The 14,664-nt window shown below is 69.4% G+C and carries 16 protein-coding genes and 1 tRNA gene; 14 read left to right on the top strand and 3 right to left on the bottom strand.

The features are described from left to right. Positions 1-39 precede the first annotated feature (39 nt). The 12 genes from pyrG to BKA24_RS11945 all read left to right on the top strand — a co-directional run bounded on the left by pyrG (position 40) and on the right by BKA24_RS11945 (position 11,164). Positions 40-1,737 (top strand): CTP synthase, encoded by a 1,698-nt coding sequence (pyrG, locus tag BKA24_RS12000; RefSeq protein WP_184218460.1) that lies wholly within the window; start codon positions 40-42, stop codon positions 1,735-1,737. Positions 1,738-1,743: 6 nt separating this feature from the next. Further along, positions 1,744-2,385, top strand: a complete 642-nt coding sequence (locus BKA24_RS11995; protein WP_184218458.1) for an NUDIX domain-containing protein — start codon at positions 1,744-1,746, stop codon at positions 2,383-2,385. Between the two features lie 7 nt (positions 2,386-2,392). After that, the gene (gene xerD, locus BKA24_RS11990; protein WP_184218455.1) at positions 2,393-3,316 is read left to right on the top strand and encodes a site-specific tyrosine recombinase XerD; all 924 of its coding nucleotides are present in this window, start codon (positions 2,393-2,395) and stop codon (positions 3,314-3,316) included. 86 nt (positions 3,317-3,402) lie between these two features. Then, positions 3,403-4,293, top strand: a complete 891-nt coding sequence (locus tag BKA24_RS11985; protein WP_184218452.1) for an AAA family ATPase — start codon at positions 3,403-3,405, stop codon at positions 4,291-4,293. Further along, positions 4,277-5,137: a segregation/condensation protein A gene (locus BKA24_RS11980; RefSeq protein WP_184218449.1), complete on the top strand. Its 861-nt coding sequence runs from the start codon at positions 4,277-4,279 to the stop codon at positions 5,135-5,137. Before BKA24_RS11985 ends, BKA24_RS11980 begins: the two co-directional genes overlap by 17 nt. Next, on the top strand, positions 5,127-5,729 hold the full coding sequence (gene scpB / locus BKA24_RS11975) for an SMC-Scp complex subunit ScpB (RefSeq protein WP_184218445.1): 603 nt from the start codon (positions 5,127-5,129) through the stop codon (positions 5,727-5,729). Before BKA24_RS11980 ends, scpB begins: the two co-directional genes overlap by 11 nt. Then, a complete protein-coding gene (locus BKA24_RS11970) occupies positions 5,726-6,499 on the top strand; it encodes a pseudouridine synthase (protein WP_184218442.1) in 774 nt (257 codons plus the stop codon). Before scpB ends, BKA24_RS11970 begins: the two co-directional genes overlap by 4 nt. After that, positions 6,496-7,611 carry a prephenate dehydrogenase gene (locus BKA24_RS11965; RefSeq protein ID WP_184218439.1) on the top strand — a complete coding sequence of 372 codons (1,116 nt, stop codon included), beginning with the start codon at positions 6,496-6,498 and terminating at the stop codon, positions 7,609-7,611. The genes BKA24_RS11970 and BKA24_RS11965 overlap by 4 nt, the downstream gene beginning before the upstream one ends. Next, on the top strand, positions 7,604-8,281 hold the full coding sequence (cmk, locus tag BKA24_RS11960; protein WP_184218436.1) for a (d)CMP kinase: 678 nt from the start codon (positions 7,604-7,606) through the stop codon (positions 8,279-8,281). Before BKA24_RS11965 ends, cmk begins: the two co-directional genes overlap by 8 nt. Further along, positions 8,278-9,801 carry a ribosome biogenesis GTPase Der gene (gene der, locus BKA24_RS11955; protein ID WP_184218433.1) on the top strand — a complete coding sequence of 508 codons (1,524 nt, stop codon included), beginning with the start codon at positions 8,278-8,280 and terminating at the stop codon, positions 9,799-9,801. The genes cmk and der overlap by 4 nt, the downstream gene beginning before the upstream one ends. A gap of 62 nt (positions 9,802-9,863) precedes the next feature. Next, on the top strand, positions 9,864-10,763 hold the full coding sequence (locus BKA24_RS11950) for an NUDIX domain-containing protein (RefSeq protein ID WP_184218430.1): 900 nt from the start codon (positions 9,864-9,866) through the stop codon (positions 10,761-10,763). A gap of 131 nt (positions 10,764-10,894) precedes the next feature. After that, a complete protein-coding gene (locus tag BKA24_RS11945) occupies positions 10,895-11,164 on the top strand; it encodes a DUF2809 domain-containing protein (RefSeq protein ID WP_343066113.1) in 270 nt (89 codons plus the stop codon). Positions 11,165-11,167: 3 nt separating this feature from the next. Here BKA24_RS11945 and BKA24_RS11940 read toward each other — a convergent pair whose 3' ends face one another. Beyond that, positions 11,168-11,524, bottom strand: a complete 357-nt coding sequence (locus BKA24_RS11940; protein ID WP_184218427.1) for an RNA-binding S4 domain-containing protein — start codon at positions 11,522-11,524, stop codon at positions 11,168-11,170. Positions 11,525-11,795: 271 nt separating this feature from the next. Here BKA24_RS11940 and BKA24_RS11935 point away from each other — a divergent pair. After that, positions 11,796-11,869: transfer RNA gene (locus BKA24_RS11935), tRNA-Pro, on the top strand. A gap of 111 nt (positions 11,870-11,980) precedes the next feature. Then, positions 11,981-12,868, top strand: a complete 888-nt coding sequence (locus BKA24_RS11930; protein ID WP_184218424.1) for a hypothetical protein — start codon at positions 11,981-11,983, stop codon at positions 12,866-12,868. Between the two features lie 139 nt (positions 12,869-13,007). On the opposite strand, the gene BKA24_RS11925 is transcribed toward BKA24_RS11930, so the two are convergent. After that, entirely contained in the window at positions 13,008-13,865 is an 858-nt protein-coding gene (locus tag BKA24_RS11925; protein ID WP_184218420.1) for a 3-hydroxyacyl-CoA dehydrogenase, read from the bottom strand. Then, positions 13,862-14,662, bottom strand: a complete 801-nt coding sequence (locus BKA24_RS11920; protein WP_246367091.1) for a TetR/AcrR family transcriptional regulator — start codon at positions 14,660-14,662, stop codon at positions 13,862-13,864. The genes BKA24_RS11925 and BKA24_RS11920 overlap by 4 nt, the downstream gene beginning before the upstream one ends. Positions 14,663-14,664 lie beyond the last annotated feature (2 nt).

Here is a 14,664-nt window from a genome sequence, read left to right as displayed (position 1 = left end):
AGGGCCGGTTTCCGTCCAAGGCTGATAGGGTGAAAGCCCGTGACGGACACTTCGGGCGCGGGACGCAACAACGACATCACCAAGCACATTTTCGTGACGGGTGGTGTCGTTTCTTCGTTGGGGAAGGGCCTGACGGCGGCCAGCCTCGGCAACCTCCTGACTGCTCGTGGGCTCCGCGTGGTCATGCAGAAGCTCGACCCGTACCTGAACGTCGACCCCGGAACGATGAACCCGTTCCAGCACGGCGAGGTCTTCGTGACTGACGACGGCGCCGAGACCGACCTCGACATCGGCCACTACGAGCGCTTCCTCGACATCGAGCTCAGCCAGGCGGCCAACGTCACGACCGGTCAGATCTACTCCGAGGTCATCGCAAAGGAGCGCCGCGGCGAGTACCTCGGCGACACGGTGCAGGTCATCCCGCACATCTCCGACGAGATCAAGCGACGGATGCGGCTGCAGGCGAGCGAGGAGCCCCGGCCCGACGTGATCATCACCGAGGTCGGCGGGACGGTCGGCGACATCGAGTCGCAGCCGTTCATCGAGTCCGCCCGGCAGATCCGCCACGAGCTCGGCCGCGACAACGTGTTCTTCGTCCACGTCTCGCTGGTCCCGTTCATGGGCGCCTCGGGGGAGCAGAAGACGAAGCCGACGCAGCACTCGGTCGCGATGCTGCGTTCCATCGGCATCCAGCCCGATGCACTCGTCCTCCGCAGCGACCGACCGGTCACCGAGTCGAACAAGCGCAAGATCGCGCTCATGTGCGACGTCGACGAGGACGCCGTCATCAACACGGTCGACCTGCCGAGCATCTACGACATCCCCTCGACGCTGAGCGAGCAGGGCCTGGACTCGTACATCGTGCGCCGCCTCGGGCTGAGCGCGAAGGCGGGGGAGACCGACTGGACCCGCTGGAACAAGGTCCTCAACGCGGTCCACAACCCCAAGCACGAAGTCACGATCGGTCTCGTCGGCAAATACATCGATCTGCCCGACGCCTATCTTTCGGTCACCGAGGCGCTGAAGGCCGGCGGCTTCGCCCATGAGACGAAGGTCCAGATCACGTGGATCCCGTCCGACCTGTGCGAGACGCCCGAGGGCGCGGCGAAGGCGCTCTCCGCAGTCGACGGCATCGTCGTGCCCGGCGGCTTCGGCATCCGCGGCATCGAGGGCAAGCTCGGCGCGCTGAAGTTCGCGCGCGAGCAGGGCCTTCCGACGCTCGGCATCTGCCTTGGCCTGCAGTGCATGGTCATCGAGTACGCGCGTCACGTCGCCGGGATCGAGGGTGCGTCGTCGAGCGAGTTCGACCCCGAGACCCCGCACCCCGTCATCGCGACGATGGCGGAGCAGGTGGACATCCTCGACCGCGGCGACCTGGGCGGCACGATGCGCCTGGGGCTGTACGAGGCGGAGCTCGCCGAGGGCTCGGTCGCGGCCGAGGTCTACGGCTCGAACCGCGCCACCGAGCGCCATCGCCACCGCTACGAGGTCAACAACTCGTACCGCGCCCAGATCGCCGAGGCGGGTCTCGTGTTCTCGGGCCTCAACCCCGAGCTCGACCTCGTCGAGTACGTCGAGCTGCCCCGTGACGTGCACCCGTACTACATCGCGACGCAGGCGCATCCCGAGCTCCGCTCGCGGCCGACCGAGGCGAACCCGCTGTTCCGCGGGCTCATCGCGGCGGCGCTCGATCGGCACCGCGCGAGCGAGCTGTTCGACGTCGAGAACGAGGGCTGACTCGCTATGACCGCGAGCGACCTCCGCGACGAGCCGGCGCCGGTCACCGTCACCGAATCGACCACGGTCTACGAGGGACGGGTCTGGAACCTCCGCCGTGACGAGTTCGCATACGGCGACGGGTCGATCGTCCGCGAGTACGTCGATCACAGCGGCGCGGTCGCGGTCTTGGCGCTCGACGAGCAGGATCGTGCCCTGCTGATCCAGCAGTACCGGCATCCCGTGCGCATGCGCGAGTGGGAGATCCCCGCAGGGCTCCTCGACGTGCCGGGGGAGGATCCGCTCGAAGCGGCGAAGCGCGAGCTCGCCGAGGAGGCCGACCTCACCGCGGCGCGGTGGGACGTGCTGTCAGACTTCTTCACGAGCCCCGGCGGCAGCGACGAGGCGATCCGCATCTACCTCGCACGCGAGCTGGCGCCCGCAGCCGAGACGTTCGCCCGCACCGAGGAGGAAGCCGACATCGAGGTGCGCTGGGTTCCGCTCGACGAGCTCGTCGGCGCCGTCCTGGCGCGCCGAGTGCAGAACCCGTCGCTCGTGATCGCCGCACTTGCTGCGGACGCGGCGCGGAGCCGGCGCTGGTCGACCCTCGGTGCTCCGGATGCCGCGTGGCCGGGCCGGTCACGACCGGTGGGGGCGCCGGCGGAATGAGCCGGGCGTGAACCTCGAGCGTGCCGTCGACGCTTTCGTGCGTCACATCACGATCGAGCGCGGCCTGTCCGAGCACACCGTCGCGGCCTATCGACGTGACCTCGCCGCGTACCGCGCGTGGCTCGAATCGCACGGCATCCGCGATACCGGGGAGATCACCCCCGAGCGCGTCGCCGAGTTCGCAGCGGAACGCGCGGCCGCGGAGCCTCCGCCCGCCGCGACGTCGCTCGCGCGTCTGCAGTCGTCGGTCCGAAGCCTCCACCGCTTCCTGGCGCGGGAGGGGATCGCCGAGTCCGACCCCACCGGGCGGCTCCGCCCGCCGAAAGCTCCGATGCGGCTACCCAAGGCACTGTCGGTCGATGACGTCTCGCGATTGCTCGACGGTGCCGGGCCCGAGCCGGCGGGTGCCGCGCCAGGCGATCTCGTCGGCGTCCGAGACCGGGCGCTGCTCGAACTCCTCTACGCGACGGGCGCGCGGGTGAGCGAGATCGTCGAGCTCGACGTCGACGACCTCGGCCACGGCGACGTCCTCCGCGTCCGCGGAAAGGGCGCGAAGGAGCGCATCGTCCCGGTCGGGTCCTACGCACGCGCCGCGGTCGACGCGTACCTGACGAGGGTGCGTCCGGAGCTCTCCACGCGTGGACGCGCGACGCCGCGGGCCTTTCTCGGCGCGCGCGGCGCTCCGCTCTCGCGACAGAGCGCGTGGCTCGTCATCCAGCAGGCCGCGGAGCGTGCCGGGATCTCCGCGCACGTTTCGCCGCACACGCTGCGTCACTCGTTCGCGACCCACCTTCTCCAGGGCGGCGCCGATGTCCGCGTCGTCCAGGAGCTGCTCGGACACGCGTCAGTCGCGACGACGCAGATCTACACGCACGTCACCGTGGACGCGCTCCGCGACGTCTACCTCACGTCGCACCCGCGGGCGCGCTGAACAGGTCAGGACTCGGCGGGCGTCATTCCGGGCGTGGTGCCCGGCGGTGATTAGACTCGGGGGAGCACGGCGAAGGCGGGAGATCAGTGGCGAGCAAGCGGAGCACGGCGGAAGCCGAAGCGGCGGTGTCCGGCGACACCCCCATCGGCCCGACCGGTCGTCCCTACCACGGGTTCCCCACGCCTCCGAAGCTCGACGGGCACGGCCCGGCACGGATCATCTCGCTGTGCAACCAGAAGGGCGGCGTCGGCAAGACGACGACGACCATCAACCTGGCCGCAGGTCTCGCGTCGTACGGCCGTCGGGTGCTCGCGGTCGACTTCGACCCGCAGGGCGCGCTGTCGGCAGGCCTCGGCATCCAGACGCACGACACCCCGACGATCTACGACCTCCTGCTCGACCCGAAGCGCGACCCGAACGAGGTCATCGTGCCGACGGCGGTGGAGAACCTCGATGTCATCCCGGCCAACATCGATCTCTCCGCGGCGGAGGTCCACCTCGTCAACGAGGTCGCGCGGGAGACCATCCTCGCGCGCGTGCTCCGTAAGGTCGCCGGCGACTACGACGTCATCCTCGTCGACTGCCAGCCCTCGCTGGGCCTCCTCACCGTCAACGCGCTCACCGCGAGCCACGGGGTGCTCATCCCGCTGGAGTGCGAGTTCTTCGCGCTGCGCGGTGTGGCGCTCCTCATCGAGACCATCGACAAGGTCCGCGACCGCCTCAACCCGTCGATCACCCTCGACGGCGTGCTGGCAACAATGTACGACCCGCGCACCCTCCACTCCCGCGAGGTGCTCGAGCGGGTCGTCGACGCCTTCGGAGACGACGTGCTCGAGACGGTCATCGGGCGCACGGTCAAGTTCCCCGACGCGTCCGTGGCCGGTGTGCCGATCACCAAGTTCGCGCCGGAGCACTCCGCGGCCCAGGCCTACCTGCGGCTGGCCCGGGAGCTGGTGTCCCGTGGCGCCGTCGCCTGAGGACGCCGCGCGAGAGCTCGACCCGGCGGCATCCGCCGATGCGACCGAGACGGCCCCGGCCGGTGACGGTTTCCGGGTGTCGCTGGGCAACTTCGATGGGCCGTTCGACCTCCTTCTCACGCTCATCTCGAAGCATGAGATGGATATCACCGAGGTGTCGCTCAGCAAAGTCACCGATGAGTTCCTCGCCTACCTTCGCGGGCTCTCGGGTGAGGCCGACCTCGAGCAGGCGTCGGAGTTCCTCGTGGTGGCGGCGACCCTGCTCGACATGAAGGTGGCGGGGCTCCTCCCGCAGGGCGAGCTGGTGGATGCCGAGTCGGTGGCCCTCCTCGAGGCGCGCGACCTCCTGTTCGCCCGACTGCTGCAGTATCGCGCGTTCAAGGAGGTCTCGGCGTGGTTCTCGCGGTGCCTCGAACGGGAAGGCAAGCGCCATGTCCGCGCCGTTCGCCTCGACGAGAAGCACCGCCGCGCCGTCCCGGAGCTGGTGTGGACCCTCACGCCGAATGATTTCGCCGCCATCGCGATGTTCGCCTTCGCGCCGAAGGAGATCCCGCACGTCGGCCTCGACCATCTGCACGCGCCGCTCGTCTCGATCCGAGAGCAGGCCGCGATCGTGGTCACCCTGCTTCGGGATGCCGGGCAGTTGAACTTCCGCGAGCTCGTCGCGGGCGTCGACCAGGCCGGCATCGTCGTCGCCCGATTCATCGCCGTGCTCGAGCTCTACCGCCACGCCGCCCTCTCGTTCGAGCAGCTCGAACCGCTGGGTGAGCTCACGCTCCGGTGGACCGCCGAACGCTGGTCGACCGAGAACCTCGCCACGTTGGGAGCCGACTATGACCGATGACGCCGCACTCGAACCGCCGCAGCGCTCACAGGACCCCGCCGACGTCGCCGAGCGGGTCGAAGCGATCCTGCTGATCGTCGACGAGCCACAGAGCCTCGTTGCCCTCGCCGCCGCAGTCGGCTCGCCCGTGCCCGCTGTCAGGAAGGCCGTGGAGACGATCGTCGCGGACTACGACGGCGAGAGTGGCTCGCGCCGCCGCGGCTTCGAGCTGCGCGAGGTCGGCGGGGGCTGGCGCTTCTACGTCCGCGAGGAACACGACGAGCTCGTCGCCGAGTTCGTCAACGGGCAGGCGCCGTCACGGCTCTCGCAGGCAGCGCTCGAGACGCTCGCGGTCATCGCGTACAAGCAGCCCGTGTCGCGCAGTCAGGTGGCATCCATCCGCGCCGTGAACGTCGACTCCGTTGTCCGCACGCTGCTCGCGCGCGGCCTCATCACCGAGGCGTTCACCGACCCCGAAACCGGGGCGATCAACTACCGGACCACCGACGCCCTGCTCGGCCACCTCGGGATCAACTCGCTCGACGAGCTGCCACCGATCTCGCCGCTGCTGGACGACGGCTCGGCCGGATTCGAGGGAGAGGTGCTCCGATGACCGAGCCCGAAGGTGTCCGTCTGCAGAAGGTGCTCGCGAACGCGGGCGTTGCGTCGCGCCGCGTCTGCGAGGAGTACATCGTCCAGGGCCGCGTGCGCGTCAACGGCCGCGTCGTCACCGAGCTCGGGTCGCGCATCGATCCCGAGAACGACCTCGTCGACGTCGACGGCACCGCGATCCAGCTCGACACGAGCAAGCGGTACGTCGTCCTCAACAAGCCGACCGGCGTCGTCTCGACGATGAAGGATGAGCAGGGTCGACCCGACCTCCGCCGCTTCACGAAAGACTGGCCCGAGCGCCTCTACAACGTCGGTCGATTGGATGCCGAGACGAGTGGCCTTCTCATCCTCACGAACGACGGCGACCTCGCGCACGTCCTCGCGCATCCCTCGTTCGGTGTCACGAAGGTCTACATCGCGAAGGTGGAGGGACGCGTCAGCCCGCAGACGATCGCCGCGCTGACGCGAGGCGTCGACCTCGAGGACGGGCCGATCGCGGCCGACAAGGCGCGTCTGCTCGACTCCCGCGGCGACACGAGCCTCGTCGAGCTGACGCTACACTCGGGGCGCAACCGGATCGTCCGCCGGATGATGGCGGCGGTCGGTCACCCCGTCATCGACCTGGTGCGCCGGCAGTTCGGGCCGCTCCACCTGGGGACGCTCCCAGCGGGCCGGGCGCGCGAGTTGACTACAGTGGAACGTGGCGCGCTGCTGACGTTGGCGCGCCAGGCGGACACTCCGCCCGGGGACCCCACTCAGGAGCAGTTGTGACCGACGCGACAGACGCGCGCTCCCGCGCCGTCCGAACGAGCGGCACGGTCCGCATCGTCGGCGCCGGTCTGCTGGGATCGAGCATCGGCCACGCCCTCACCGCCCTCGGCGTCGACGTGGTGCTGGCCGACGCGTCACCCGCGCAGCTGCGTCTCGCGGTGGACTACGGCGCGGGCAGACTTCCCGCCGAGACCGACGCCCCGGGGCTCGTCGTCGTCGCGGTGCCGCCCGACGTGACCGCCGACGTCATCGCCCGCGAGCTCGCGGCGTACCCCGACGCCGTCGTGACAGACGTCGCGAGCGTCAAGCTCGAGCCGCTGCAGGAACTCCGCTCGCGCGGCGTCGACCTCACGCGGTACATCGGCTCTCACCCCATGGCGGGTCGTGAGCGCGGCGGCGCGATCTCCGCGCGCGCAGACATCTTCCTGGGCCGCCCGTGGGTCATCTGCCGCGACGAGGAGACTTCCGCGCGCGATCTCACCGTCGTCGAGGGACTCGCACTCGACCTGGGCGCCACTCCCATCGAGATGACACCCGTCGAACACGACCGGTCGGTCGCGCTCGTTTCGCACGTCCCGCAGCTGGTTGCATCGCTCCTGGCGGGCCGGTTCGTCGGTGCGCAGGAGGGTGCGTTGCGCCTCGCCGGTCAGGGCGTCCGCGACACGACGCGCATCGCGGCATCCGCCCCCGAGCTGTGGGTGCAGATCCTCGGCGCCAACGCGCAGCCCGTCGTCGACGTGCTGGACGCGCTGGCCGACGACCTGCGGTCGGTGTCGTCCGCGCTTCGTGCCCCCGACCGCCCGGGCTCGCGTCGCGCGGTCGCCGACACGATCCGGCGCGGCAACGAGGGCGTGGAGCGGCTGCCGGGCAAGCACGGTCAGAACCGCCGGTTCGAGACGGTCGTGGTGATCGTCGACGACACGCCGGGACAGCTGGGACGCCTGTTCGGCGACCTCGGCGAGCTGGAGGTCAACGTCGAGGACTTCCGCCTGGAGCACTCCCCGGGTGCCTTGTTCGGTCTCGGCGAGATCAGCGTCGTGCCCTCGGCCGCCACGGTCGCGACCGAAGGCCTCATGAGCCGTGGATGGAAGATTGCGAGCCTCAATGACTGACACCGTGACGATCGCCGTCGACGGCCCGGCCGGCAGCGGCAAGTCCAGCGTCTCGAAAGAGGTCGCGCGCCGGCTCGGGTTCGGATACCTCGACACCGGTGCCGCCTACCGTGCGCTCGCCTGGCACGTGCTGGAGCATCACGCCGACACCTCCGACGCCGCCGCCGTCGTCGATGCCGCCGGCGACTTCGACTACGCCATCTCGCTCGACCCCGACGAGTACTGGGTCCGGGTGGGGGAGACCTCGGTCACCGAGGCGATCCGCGAGCCGCGTGTGAGTTCGGCCGTCAGCGGCGTCGCGCGCGTCCCCGTGATCCGCGAGCACGTGAACACCATGTTCCGGCGGCTGGTGGCCGACTCGGGGCTGCCGGGCGTCATCGTCGAAGGGCGCGATATCACCACCGTCGTCGCCCCCGACGCACCTGTGCGCATCCTGCTCACGGCGGCGCCGGACGTGCGCGCTGCCCGACGGAGCGCAGAATTGACCACACAGGATGCCGCGGCCGTCGCCGCCGCGCTGCACAAGCGCGATGCATCCGACTCCCAGGTCGTCGACTTCCTCACCGCCGCCCCCGGCGTGACGGTCGTCGACTCGACCGACCTGGATTTCGCACAGACCGTCGATGCCGTCCTGGACGTCATCCGGTCGGGAACGGGAGGCTCACGATGAGCGCCGAAGACGAATACGAAGCCGGCCCCGATCAGCTCGAGGAGAAGCTCGCGAATCTCGATGAGCAGCTCGCCGATCAGCGGGCCGCGGCCCTGCGCGCCTCGCTCGCCGACTACGAGCTGGATGATGAGGACGCCGATCTGCTGGCCGGGTTCACCGCCGGCGGCGAGGTCGTCGAGATGCTCCCGGCGCTGCCCGTCGTGGCGATCGTCGGTCGACCGAACGTCGGCAAGTCCGCGCTCGTGAACCGCATCCTCGGCCGGCGCGAGGCCGTCGTGGAGGACACCCCCGGGGTCACCCGCGACCGGGTGAGCTACAAGGCCGAGTGGATGGATCGCCGCTTCACCCTCGTCGACACCGGCGGGTGGGAGCCCGACGCGCGCGGCATCGACCGTTCGGTGGCCGCTCAGGCTGAGGTCGCGATCGAGCTCTGCGACGTCGTCCTGTTCGTCGTGGACGCGATGGTGGGAGCCACCGCGACCGACGAGCAGGTCGTGCGGATGCTGCGCAAGACGGACAAGCCGGTCTTCCTCATTGCGAACAAGATCGACGACGCTCGCCAGGAGCCCGAGGCCGCAGCCCTCTGGAACCTCGGTCTCGGTGAGCCGCACCCGGTGTCCGCGATCCACGGGCGCGGGGTGGCCGATCTCCTCGACGAGGTCATGAAGGTCCTCCCTGAGGTGTCGGCCGTCGCGAAGAACGAACTCGGCGGGCCGCGCCGCGTCGCGATCCTGGGGCGTCCGAATGTCGGCAAGTCGTCGCTGCTCAACAAGGCGGCGGGTGAGGAGCGGGTCGTCGTGAACGATCTCGCCGGCACCACCCGTGACCCGGTCGACGAGGTCGTCGAGCTCGGCGGCAAACTGTGGCGTCTGGTCGACACCGCCGGCATCCGTCGTCGTGTCCACCTGTCGCAGGGCGCCGATTTCTACGCGTCGCTGCGTACGAGTGCCGCGCTCGAGAAGGCAGAGGTCGCTGTCGTCGTCCTCGATGTCACCGAGTCGATCAGTGTGCAGGACCTCAACATCATCGACCTCGTGCTCGAGTCCGGGCGCGCGCTCGTGCTGGCGTTCAACAAGTGGGACCGCCTCAACGACGTCGACATGGACAACGCCGATCGGCGCCGCTACCTGGAGCGGGAGATCGAGCAGGACCTCGCGCACGTGACGTGGGCACCGCGCGTGAACCTGTCTGCGCGCACCGGTCGTCACCTCGACAAGCTCGTGCCGGCCCTCGAGACCGCACTCGAGTCGTGGGATCAGCGCATCCCGACCGGCAAGTTCAATGCGTTCCTCGCCGAGCTCGTCGCCGAGCACCCGCATCCGCTGCGAGGCGGCAAGCAGCCGCGCATCCTGTTCGGCACGCAGGCGTCCACCCGGCCGCCGACATTCGTGCTGTTCACGACCGGATTCCTCGACCCGGGATACCGGCGCTTCATCCAGCGCCGCCTGCGCGAAATCTTCGGCTTCGAGGGCACGCCGATCGTGACGAACATGCGGGTGCGCGAGAAGCGCCAGCGCTGATCCTGTTCCCTCCCGTGACGCATGCCGCGTCCTCGCGTGCGGCTGCGTGAGAGGGTGGACGGGTGACCATCCACCCTCCCGCTCCCGGTGAGCCGCGGCGTCCGGCCGGCCCCCGCGATCCCGGCGATGCGTGGGTCGTCGCGCCCACTGGGGAGAAGTACTGGGGCCGTTTCGGCGCTGCAGGGCTGCTCGCGCACGATCCCGAGCGGGGTGTGCTGCTGCAGCATCGGGTGTCGTGGAGTCACTTCGGCGGCACCTGGGGGATCCCCGGCGGCGCACGCCACGAGGGTGAGTCCGCTGCCGCCGCCGCCATCCGCGAGTCGCAGGAGGAGGCCGGCGTGCCCGACGGCGTGCTCGCGCCCCTGTTCACGAGCGTGCTCAACCTCGGCATCTGGTCGTACTCGACGCTGGTGGCGACCGTCACGACCCCGTTCGAGCCGGTCATCGCCGACCCCGAGAGCAACGCGCTCGAGTGGGTGCCGGTGGACCGCGTCGATGAGCTTCCGCTCCATCCCGGCTTCGCGGCCTCTTGGCCAGCGCTGCGCGAGGCGCTGTCCACCCGAGTCACGATCATCGTCGATGCTGCGAACGTCATCGGATCCGTGCCCGACGGCTGGTGGCGGGATCGTCCAGGCGCTGCGGAGCGGCTGCTCGACCGGCTCGATGCGGTCATCGATGCCGGACTGCCCGCCGACGAGTTGTCCCTCCCGGGGACCACGTGGCACCCGGTCGTCGTCGCCGTGCTCGAGGGCGACGCGCGCAGCGCGGCCGACGCTCATCGCCGTGTCGAAGTCGTCCGGGCCGAGGGTTCGGGTGACGATGCGCTCGTCGCCGAGGCGGAAACGCGTGTCGCGCGCGGCGAACAGGTGATCCTGGTCACGAGCGATCGTGGTCTCGCGGACCGTGTCGACGCCGTCGGGGCCGCCGTCCGTCCGGTGTCGTGGCTGCGTGACCGACTCTGAGCCGATGAGTCGTGACCGATCAGCGGTGACACGGCGGATCGTCGGGGCCGCCGCGGCGGTGGCATCCGGTCTGGTCGTCCATCTCGGCGCCGGCTGGTGCCGCCTCCGACATCGCGGGCGACGCCCTGTACGTGGTCGCGGTCTGGGGCGGCCTCGTCGCGCTGCTGCCGCGGCTGTCGCCGTGGGTGGTGGGCGCCGTCGTCCTGGCGTGGTGCGTCGCGGTCGAAAGCTTTCAGCTCAGCGGCTGGCCGCTGCGGTGGGCGGGGGAGTGGCCGCCGATCGTTCTCGTCTTCGGGACGGTCTTCGATCCGCGGGATCTGCTGGTCTACGCCGTGACGGCGTCGCTGGTCACCGTGGTCGATGTCGTCGTGCGCCGCTCCCTCAACCGCCGTCAGGGATGATCGTCAGCGGCCGCGGAGACGTTCGATGTCGCGTCGTTCGCGTTTGGTCGGCCGTCCGGCGCCCCGATCGCGAACGGCCAGCTGTGCGACGGGTTCGCGGGCCGGCGTGCGGTCGTCGGCGGCCGCGGCAGCAAGCGGCGCACTGACCCGCTTCGTGAGGAGCTGACGCACCACGAGGATCCGGTCGAACCCGGCGATCCGAATGCGCACGTCGTCGCCGACGCGGACCTGCTGGGCGGCTTTCGCCTTCTCCCCGTTCACCCGTACGTGACCGGCTCGGCACGCCGTGGTGGCGGCCGAGCGGGTCTTGTAGACGCGGACGGCCCACAGCCAGGAGTCGGCGCGAACGGCATCCGGCATGGTCGTCCTCTCTGTCGGGGCGTCGGTTGGTGGTTCGACGGCGGGCGGAACGGATCGCCCCATCGTAGAACGGTCAGCCGCCGGCGAGAATCTGCGCGCGGCGGTATCGACGCGTGGCGGCGTCGAAATCCTTCGGCGCCAGCGTCCACCACTGACACCAGCAGCTGGCGCCGTCGCCGCCTCCGGTGGGGGCCGCCGACGCGGGCTGGGCCGGTTCGCGCCGCGCCTGCGGACCGGGTAGAGTAGGGGAGTTGTCCGCGAGGACGACGTCCGGGATGTGGCGCAGCTTGGTAGCGCACTTGACTGGGGGTCAAGGGGTCGCAGGTTCAAATCCTGTCATCCCGACCGGAGGGGCGTGAGCAAAGCGGTCGAGAAACGAGAAGGGCACTGGCTTCGCGCCGGTGCCCTTCTCGCTTTCATCGCGATACGGTGAGGCCACAACCGGGGGAGACGACAGTGACGCACCGCAGCATCCGCAAGGCCGCCCTCATCGTCATGGCCTCCGTCAGCGCGGTCGCGCTCGCCGGCTGCATCTCCACGGGACCGAAGAACATCGAACGCGCTCCGGAGGAAGTCCCCACTCCGGCAGCAACGGAGACCGCCGGCACCCCCGGACCAGACGACCTCATCGTGCGTACCGCCGACACCGAGCTGCACCTCGAATCTCTCACCGAAGAAGCAGGGTACGAGGGCATGCCCGACGGCACCCCCGCGATCAGCGGCGACGAGCTCTACGTCTTCGTCCGGCAGGACGGCTGGACGCTCTACGCCGAGCAGCGCGGCGGAGATCCCGTGGGATGCGGCCCGGAGAGCCGGGAGCCCGAAGTCACCGATCTCGGGAATGGGTGGTGGAAGGTCTCGAACCGGTCGGCCGCCGGCACATACGCGCTGTGGCTCATCGCGGGCAGTGGCCCCAGCCTGCCGTTCGGCGGGACCGTGGGTGCTTCGCGAGCGTACGTCGAATGGACGACGAAGACCGATGTCGACGAGCCCGCCGCCAGCTACCTCGACATCACCGCCTACGCCGACGGACGCGACGGGTCTGTCACCCTCGGACTCCTCGGCGTGGAGACGCCCCTCACAGCTGTGAAAGCCACCGTCACTCTCGAGGGAAGCGACGGGGAGGCGACAGTGGAGCTGTTCACCCCGGCGTGGGCGTGCGACCAACTCGGCGACCTCACCCTCCACGCCCCGCTCACGGCAGCGCAGGTCACCTCCCTCGGCGACACGGATGACCTCAGCTACACCGTGGAGCTCTTCCTCGACGGGGTCACGTACACCTCCTCCGGTTCGACCAACACAGCGTCCGCACCCGAACCCGACTGGACTCCGACGCTGCCCTGACAGGCGTCGTCTGTATTGGGGCCTCAGTACCCCTCCGCAGCGCCGGAGTCTGACCGGGTTTGCCGGACACCAAGGGTGAGGTGATGGGTCGGGCTCCGACGTCCTCTCGTGGAGTGCTCGTTCTGCTGCGGCTGGGGGGTCAGTTGTAGGTGTAGAAGCCCTCGCCGGTGGCGACGCCGAGCTTGCCGTGGTCGATGTACTCGCTCTTGAGCCAGGCCGCGAGCGTCTGATCCTTCTCTCCGCCGTGGGCGAGGATGTTGTACGGCGTGGTCAGGCCGATGATGTCGGTGATCTGGAAGGGACCCATCGGCGCTCCCGTGCCGATCCGCCACACGTTGTCGATGTCTTTTGGTTCGGCGAATCCGCCCGCGGCGAGTGTGAACCCGGCGTTGAGGAACGGCACCAGCAGCGAGTTGAGCACATAGCCGGACTTCTCCTTGTGCACGGGAATCGGAACCATGCCGATGTCGCCTGCGAAGGCCACGACCTCGTCGAAGACGGCCGGATCGGTGTCGGCGGTGCCCATCACCTCGGCGGTATTGAACTTCCAGACCCGGTTCGCGAAGTGCAGCGCGAGGAACTTGGCGGGGCGTCCGGTGGAGTCTTTGAGGTCGCTGGGCAGGAGTGTCGACGAGTTGGTCGCGAAGATGGTCTTCTCAGGTGCGAGCTCTCCGAGCTTGCGGTAGGTGTCCTGCTTGATGGAAAGCACCTCGGGGATCGCCTCGATGACCAGATCCGCGTCCGCGACAGCCTCGGCGAGGTCGGAGGAGAATCGGATGCGGCTCAGCGCCTCGTCGGCCTTTCCCTCGGACGCTCCTGCGACTCCGTCCTCCTTGTAGGCGGTGACGAGAGCATCGAAACGCGCCTCGGCTGCCGCGATTACGTCGTCGCTGATGTCATATGCGGTGACCTGGAAGCCGCTGAAGGCGGTCTGAAATGCGATCTGGCTGCCGAGGACCCCTGTCCCCAGGACGGTCACGTGTGTGATGTTGCTCATTGTTCTGTCTCCTTCATTTCTTCTCGCGCGGCCGATCGGGCCGCCGGGGTGTGTTGCAGCGCGCCGGTCACGATGTGGGTGACCTGACGTCTGAGGTCGTCGATCGCGTCAGCCTCGGGGATGCCGGAAGCCGTCATCCGGGCGATCGCGAGGTGAGTGACGGCGAACAGCGCCGACCCTGCGACCCGTGCCTCCCCGTCGCTGAGGGTCGGCGCGGCACGGCGCAACGTGTCAGACAGCGATGCCTCGAGCGCGAGGATCAAAGCCATGCCCTCGGCCCGGAACTTCGCCTCATGAGGGCCGAACAGCAGCTCGCGCTGGTACGCAGCACTGTTCTCCGGCTCTCGGGCAGCGGCGGCGACGAGCGGGCGCAGGCGAGTGAATACCGCGTCGGCAGGATCCGCCATCAACGCCGCACGCGCGGCGCCGTCAGCTATCGACGACCGGAGTGCCTCGTTGTAGACCATGAGCAGCAACTCACTCTTCGTCGCGGCGTAGCGGAAGAGTGTGCCCGCCGCGACTCCGGCCGCCGCGGACACCTCCTGCGTCGTCACCGCGGAGAATCCCCGCGCGCGCAAGAAATCAGACGCGACGCGAAAGATCCGCTCCCGCTTGAGTCGCATGTTCTGCTCGCGGCGGGGTTCCATCTCCCCGACGCCCGAAGCCCGTCCAAGCTCTGACGGCTGGCACAACCCGTTCACATGAATGAGCGTACTCAGTTTTTTGCACACGGCAAGGAGGCCCCGCGCGGATGGTCGGCGAGACGTTTCGTCGTTAACGTGCACAGAGCTGTGCAAAT

This window comes from Microbacterium marinum, from assembly GCF_014204835.1.
GTDB classification, from domain to species: domain Bacteria; phylum Actinomycetota; class Actinomycetes; order Actinomycetales; family Microbacteriaceae; genus Microbacterium; species Microbacterium marinum.
This window is presented reverse-complemented; position numbering and strand designations above follow the sequence as displayed.

What these genes read in the sequence shown, in the direction of transcription:
- BKA24_RS11995 (WP_184218458.1), top strand. Translation starts at nt 1,744, where the DNA reads ATGACCGCGAGCGACCTCCGCGACGAGCCGGCGCCGGTCACCGTCACC.
- scpB (WP_184218445.1), top strand. Translation starts at nt 5,127, where the DNA reads ATGACCGATGACGCCGCACTCGAACCGCCGCAGCGCTCACAGGACCCC.
- BKA24_RS11970 (WP_184218442.1), top strand. Translation starts at nt 5,726, where the DNA reads ATGACCGAGCCCGAAGGTGTCCGTCTGCAGAAGGTGCTCGCGAACGCG.
- cmk (WP_184218436.1), top strand. Translation starts at nt 7,604, where the DNA reads ATGACTGACACCGTGACGATCGCCGTCGACGGCCCGGCCGGCAGCGGC.
- der (WP_184218433.1), top strand. Translation starts at nt 8,278, where the DNA reads ATGAGCGCCGAAGACGAATACGAAGCCGGCCCCGATCAGCTCGAGGAG.
- BKA24_RS11940 (WP_184218427.1), bottom strand. Translation starts at nt 11,524, where the DNA reads ATGCCGGATGCCGTTCGCGCCGACTCCTGGCTGTGGGCCGTCCGCGTC.
- BKA24_RS11925 (WP_184218420.1), bottom strand. Translation starts at nt 13,865, where the DNA reads ATGAGCAACATCACACACGTGACCGTCCTGGGGACAGGGGTCCTCGGC.